This window comes from Streptomyces sp. NPDC058751, assembly GCF_042746485.1.
GTDB lineage: Bacteria > Actinomycetota > Actinomycetes > Streptomycetales > Streptomycetaceae > Streptomyces.
In genome coordinates, this window is record NZ_JBHYPZ010000073.1 from 22,348 (window position 1) to 28,577 (window position 6,230).

Sequence of the window (6,230 nt, forward strand, 5' to 3'; positions counted from 1 at the left end):
AGCCGTGCCCGTCAGTTCACCGGGGCCTTCGAGCGCAGCACCTTGAGGAACTCGCGCATCCAGGCCGGGTGGTCCGGCCAGGCACGGGAGGAGACCAGCGTGCCGTCGACCACGGCCTCCGCGTCCTGGAAGGTCGCGCCCGCCGCCTGCATGTCGAGCTCCAGCGCGGGATAGGCCGTGACGCGGCGCCCGCTCAGGCTGTCCACGGCCGCGGTCAGCAAGGGGCCGTGACAGATCTGGGCCACCGGCTTGTCCGCGTCGAAGAAGGACTTCAGGATCTTGCGGAGTTCGAGGTCGTTGCGGAGGTACTCCGGCGCGCGTCCGCCGGGGATGACCAGGGCGGCGTACGCGCCGGGGTCGACCTCCGCGAACGAGAGGTCCGCGGGCCAGGTGTAGCCGGGCTTCTCGGTGTACGTGTCGAAGCCGGGCTCGAAGTCGTGGACGACGAACTGCAGCTTCTTGCGGGTGGGGGCCGCGATGTGGACCTCGTACCCCTCCTCGCGCAGACGCTGGTAGGGGTAGAGGACCTCCAGCGACTCCGCCGCGTCGCCGGTGACAATGAGGATTTTCGCTGACATGGTGCTGCGCTCCCGTCGGCCGTCCTTGCGCGTCGCGTCCGCCGTCCCGGCCCGCCTCCGGGGGAGGTGTCTGCCGGGGGGCGGAACACTGTCCGTGGGACGACGGTAGCCCGCGGCCGGTCCGCACTGCATGCCGCCGCCCCCGTCGTCCCTGTGCATAGTGTCAAAGTTCCACCCCCGGTTTTGTACACATACGGCTCATGACGACTCCCCGGTCGGGGGCGATAGCCTGGTGGCGTGATCAGCGCGATATCTCGCGGGGGCATCGTCGCCCCTGCCCCGCGCCCGGAGCGCACGGACGACATCCGTGACCGGGCGTCGATCGCTGATCCTCACGGGCGGGGCGGGGCCCTGACGACGGCCGTGCGCGCGAGCGGGAACGCCGCGAGCGCTCACGGAAGCGCGGTCCGTACGCCGGCGGCACTCCGGGACGGCCTGCCGCCGGGACCGGCGTCACCGTTTCCGGGACGTTTCGGAACGGCCGATATCCCCCTGTCCTTCTCCCCTTGCGGCATAGCGTCGAACCTGACCGGAAATCCCGCGTCACGACGTTGCGCCGGAAGCGAAGAGACCGTATTTCCTTCAACGTCACGCAACGGCGCGCGACAGGAGCCAGAGGACAATGCAGACCAAGCTGGACGAAGCCAAGGCCGAGCTGCTCGAGAGGGCCGCCCGGGTAGCTGAGAACAGCCCGGCCGGGGGGCACCTGCCGACCGGGACGACGGGCGAGGGCACCCCCGACCGGGACACCGTGCTCACGTTCCTCCAGCGCTACTACCTGCACACGGCCCCGGAGGACCTCACCGACCGCGACCCGGTCGACGTCTTCGGAGCGGCCTTCTCCCACTACAGACTGGCCGAGACGCGCCCCCAGGGCACGGCCAACGTGCGCGTGCACACGCCCACCGTCGAGGAGAACGGCTGGACCTCCAGCCACTCCGTCGTCGAGGTGGTCACGGACGACATGCCCTTCCTCGTCGACTCGGTGACCAACGAGCTGTCCCGCCAGGGACGCGGCATCCACGTCGTCGTCCACCCGCAGTTCGTCGTACGGCGCGACCTCACCGGCAAGCTCATCGAGGTGCTGCCCGTCCGGCCCTCCGCCGAGGGCCTGCCGCACGACGCGCACGTCGAGTCCTGGATCCACGTCGAGATCGACCGGGAGACCGACCGCGCCGACCTGAAGCAGATCACCGCCGATCTGCTGCGCGTCCTGTCCGACGTCCGTGAGGCCGTCGAGGACTGGGAGAAGATGCGCGACGCGGCGCTGCGGATCGCCGAGGAGCTCCCCGGCGAGCCCACCGCCGACGACCTGCGCGACCAGGAGGTCGAGGAGGCCCGCGAGCTGCTGCGCTGGCTCGCCGGCGACCACTTCACCTTCCTCGGCTACCGCGAGTACCAGCTCCGCGACGACGACTCGCTGGCCGCCGTCCCCGGCACCGGGCTCGGCATCCTGCGCTCCGACCCGCAGCACGGCGAGGACAGCCACCCGGTCAGCCCGTCCTTCGAGCGGCTGCCCGCCGACGCCCGGGCCAAGGCCCGCGAGCACAAGCTGCTGATCCTGACCAAGGCGAACAGCCGCGCCACCGTGCACCGGCCGTCGTACCTGGACTACGTCGGGGTCAAGAAGTTCGACGAGAACGGCGAGGTCGTCGGGGAGCGCCGCTTCCTCGGCCTGTTCTCCTCCGCCGCGTACACCGAGTCCGTGCGCCGGGTGCCCGTCGTCCGCCGCAAGGTCGACGAGGTCCTGCGCGGCGCCGGGTTCTCGCCCAACAGCCACGACGGACGCGACCTGCTCCAGATCCTGGAGACCTACCCGCGCGACGAGCTGTTCCAGACCCCCGCCGACGAGCTCCGGGCGATCGTCACGTCCGTCCTGTACCTCCAGGAGCGCCGCCGGCTGCGGCTCTACCTGCGCCAGGACGAGTACGGGCGCTACTACTCGGCCCTCGTCTACCTCCCGCGCGACCGCTACACCACCGGTGTGCGCCTGCGGATCATCGACATCCTCAAGGAAGAGCTCAACGGCACCAGCGTCGACTTCACGGCCTGGAACACCGAGTCGATCCTGTCCCGGCTGCACTTCGTGGTCCGGGTCGAGCCCGGCACCGAGCTGCCGCAGCTCTCCGACTCCGACAAGGAGCGCATCGAGGCGCGCCTCGTCGAGGCCGCCCGCTCCTGGGCCGACGGCTTCGCGGAGGCGCTGACCGCCGAGTGCGGCGAGGAGCGCGCCGCCGAACTGCTGCGCCGGTACGGCAACGCCTTCCCCGAGGGCTACAAGGCCGACCACTCCCCGCGTTCCGCCGTCGCCGACCTGGTCCACCTCCACGCGCTCGACCAGGATCCCGGCAAGGACTTCGCGCTCAGCCTGTACGAGCCGGTGGGCACGGCACCCGGCGAGCGCCGCTTCAAGATCTACCGCGGCGGCGAGCAGGTCTCGCTCTCCGCGGTCCTGCCCGCCCTGAACCGCATGGGCGTCGAGGTCACCGACGAGCGGCCCTACGAGCTGCGCTGCTCGGACCGTACGACCGCGTGGATCTACGACTTCGGCCTGCGCCTGCCCAAGTCCCTGAACGGCAACGGCGACTACCTCGGCGACGACGGCCGCGAGCGGTTCCAGAAGGCCTTCGCCGCCACCTGGACCGGACAGGCCGAGAACGACGGCTTCAACGCCCTCGTGCTGAGCGCCGGGCTCACCTGGCGGCAGTCGATGGTGCTGCGCGCCTACGCGAAGTACCTGCGCCAGGCCGGCTCCACCTTCAGCCAGGACTACATGGAGGACACCCTCCGCAACAACGTCCACACCACCCGGCTGCTCGTCTCGCTGTTCGAGGCGCGCATGTCGCCGGAGCGCCAGCGCGCCGGGGTCGAGCTGACCGACGCCCTGCTGGAGGAGCTGGAAGCGGCCCTCGACCAGGTGGCCTCGCTGGACGAGGACCGGATCCTGCGGTCCTTCCTCCACCTGATCAAGGCGACCCTGCGCACGAACTTCTTCCAGCGGACGGCCGACGGCACGCCGCACGAGTACGTCTCCATGAAGTTCGACCCGACGGCCATCCCGGACCTCCCCGCGCCGCGCCCGGCGTTCGAGATCTGGGTGTACTCGCCGCGCGTCGAGGGCGTGCACCTGCGCTTCGGCAAGGTCGCGCGCGGCGGTCTGCGCTGGTCCGACCGGCGCGAGGACTTCCGCACGGAGATCCTCGGCCTGGTCAAGGCGCAGATGGTGAAGAACACCGTCATCGTGCCGGTCGGCGCCAAGGGCGGCTTCGTCGCCAAGCAGCTGCCCGACCCGTCCGTGGACCGCGACGCGTGGATGGCCGAGGGCGTCGCCAGCTACAAGACCTTCATCTCGGCGCTGCTTGACATCACCGACAACATGGTGGCCGGCGAGGTCGTGCCCCCGGCGGACGTCGTCCGGCACGACGAGGACGACACCTACCTGGTGGTCGCGGCCGACAAGGGCACCGCGACGTTCTCGGACATCGCCAACCAGGTCGCGGAGTCGTACGACTTCTGGCTCGGCGACGCCTTCGCCTCCGGCGGCTCCGCGGGGTACGACCACAAGGGCATGGGCATCACCGCCCGCGGCGCCTGGGAGTCCGTGAAGCGGCACTTCCGGGAACTCGGCGTCAACACCCAGACGCAGGACTTCACCGTGGTCGGCGTCGGCGACATGTCCGGCGACGTGTTCGGCAACGGCATGCTGCTCTCCGAGCACATCCGCCTGGTCGCCGCGTTCGACCACCGGCACATCTTCATCGACCCGACCCCGGACGCGGAGACCTCCTACGCCGAGCGCCGCCGTCTCTTCGAGCTGCCGCGCTCCTCGTGGGCCGACTACGACACCGAGCTGATCTCGGCCGGTGGCGGCGTCTTCCCGCGCAGCGCCAAGTCCGTGCCGGTCAACGCGCACATCCGCGAGGCCCTCGGCATCGAGTCGAACGTCGCGAAGATGACGCCGGCCGACCTGATGCGGGCGATCCTCCAGGCGCCCGTCGACCTGCTGTGGAACGGCGGCATCGGCACGTACGTGAAGTCGTCGGCCGAGTCGCACGCCGAGGTCGGCGACAAGGCCAACGACGCCATCCGCGTCGACGGCGCCGACCTGCGCGTCAAGGTCGTCGGCGAGGGCGGCAACCTGGGTCTGACCCAGCTCGGCCGGATCGAGTTCGCCCAGCACGGCGGCAGGATCAACACGGACGCCATCGACAACAGCGCGGGCGTGGACACCTCCGACCACGAGGTGAACATCAAGATCCTGCTCAACGCGGTGGTGGCCAACGGCGATCTGACCGTCAAGCAGCGCAACAGGCTGCTCGCCGAGATGACCGACGAGGTCGGCGCCCTGGTGCTGCGCAACAACTACGCGCAGAACGTGGCGATCTCCAACGCGCTGGCCCAGTCCCCGAGCATGCTCCACGCCCAGCAGCGCTTCCTGCGCCACCTGGTCCGCGAGGGGCACCTCGACCGGGCCCTGGAGTTCCTGCCCACCGAGCGGCAGATCCGCGAGCGGCTCAACGCGGGCCAGGGGCTGACCGGTCCCGAGACGGCGGTCCTGCTCGCGTACACGAAGATCACGGTCTCCGTCGACCTGCTCGCCACCTCACTGCCCGACGACCCGTATCTGCACAGCCTGCTGCTCGCGTACTTCCCGACGGCGCTGCGCGACCAGTTCCGCGAGCAGATCGAGGGGCACGCGCTGAGCCGGGAGATCGTGACGACCGTCCTGGTCAACGACACGGTCAACACGGGCGGTACGAGCTTCCTGCACCGTCTGCGCGAGGAGACGGGTGCCTCGCTGGAGGAGATCGTCCGGGCGCAGACCGCGGCCCGCGCGATCTTCAACTCCAGTGCGGTGTGGGACGCGGTGGAGGCGCTCGACAATGTCGTCGCCGCCGACGTGCAGACCCGCATCCGGCTGCACTCGCGCCGTCTCGTCGAGCGCGGCACGCGCTGGCTGCTCAACAACCGGCCGCAGCCGCTCCAGCTCGCCGAGACGATCAGCTTCTTCACCGACGGTGTCGAGCAGGTGTGGTCGGAGCTGCCCAAGCTGGTCCGCGGCACGGACCTGGAGTGGTACCAGCAGATCTACGACGAGCTGACGGACGCCGGCGTGCCGGACGAACTCGCCACCCGCGTGGCCGGGTTCTCCTCCGCCTTCCCGGCGCTGGACATCGTCTCGGTGGCCGACCGCACGGGCAAGGACCCGATGGCCGTCGCCGAGGTCTACTACGACCTCGCCGACCGTCTCGGCATCACGCAGCTCATGGACCGCATCATCGAGCTGCCGCGCGCCGACCGCTGGCAGTCCATGGCCCGCGCCTCGATCCGCGAGGACCTGTACGCGGCCCACGCGGCGCTGACCGCAGAGGTCCTGTCGGCGGGCAACGGGACCTCCACCCCCGAGCAGCGCTTCGAGGCCTGGAAGGAGAGGAACACGGCGATCCTCGGCCGGGCCCGCACCACCCTGGACGAGATCCAGGGCTCGGACTCGTTCGACCTCGCCAACCTGTCGGTGGCGATGCGGACGATGAGGACCCTGCTGCGCTCGCATTCCTGAGCACCACGCGAACGGGGGCGCCCCGGGCCCCCGACGGCACGCCGTGGACCTGGGACGGATACAGATCTCCGGGCCCACGTGACACCCACCAT

The 6,230-nt window shown here is 70.3% G+C and carries 2 protein-coding genes; one reads left to right on the plus strand and one right to left on the minus strand.

From position 1 onward, the window contains the following. Positions 1-11: 11 nt before the first annotated feature. Complete coding sequence (locus ACFW6B_RS39640; protein WP_386604519.1) at positions 12-578, minus strand: DJ-1/PfpI family protein; 567 nt, start codon at positions 576-578, stop codon at positions 12-14. 622 nt (positions 579-1,200) lie between these two features. Here ACFW6B_RS39640 and ACFW6B_RS39645 point away from each other — a divergent pair. Further along, positions 1,201-6,138 carry an NAD-glutamate dehydrogenase gene (locus tag ACFW6B_RS39645; RefSeq protein WP_386604522.1) on the plus strand — a complete coding sequence of 1,646 codons (4,938 nt, stop codon included), beginning with the start codon at positions 1,201-1,203 and terminating at the stop codon, positions 6,136-6,138. The last annotated feature ends 92 nt before the right edge of the window (positions 6,139-6,230 follow it).

Excerpts from the sequence above, each read along its gene's own strand:
- ACFW6B_RS39645 (WP_386604522.1), top strand. The coding sequence starts at position 1,201 with ATGCAGACCAAGCTGGACGAAGCCAAGGCCGAGCTGCTCGAGAGGGCC.
- ACFW6B_RS39640 (WP_386604519.1), bottom strand. The coding sequence starts at position 578 with ATGTCAGCGAAAATCCTCATTGTCACCGGCGACGCGGCGGAGTCGCTG.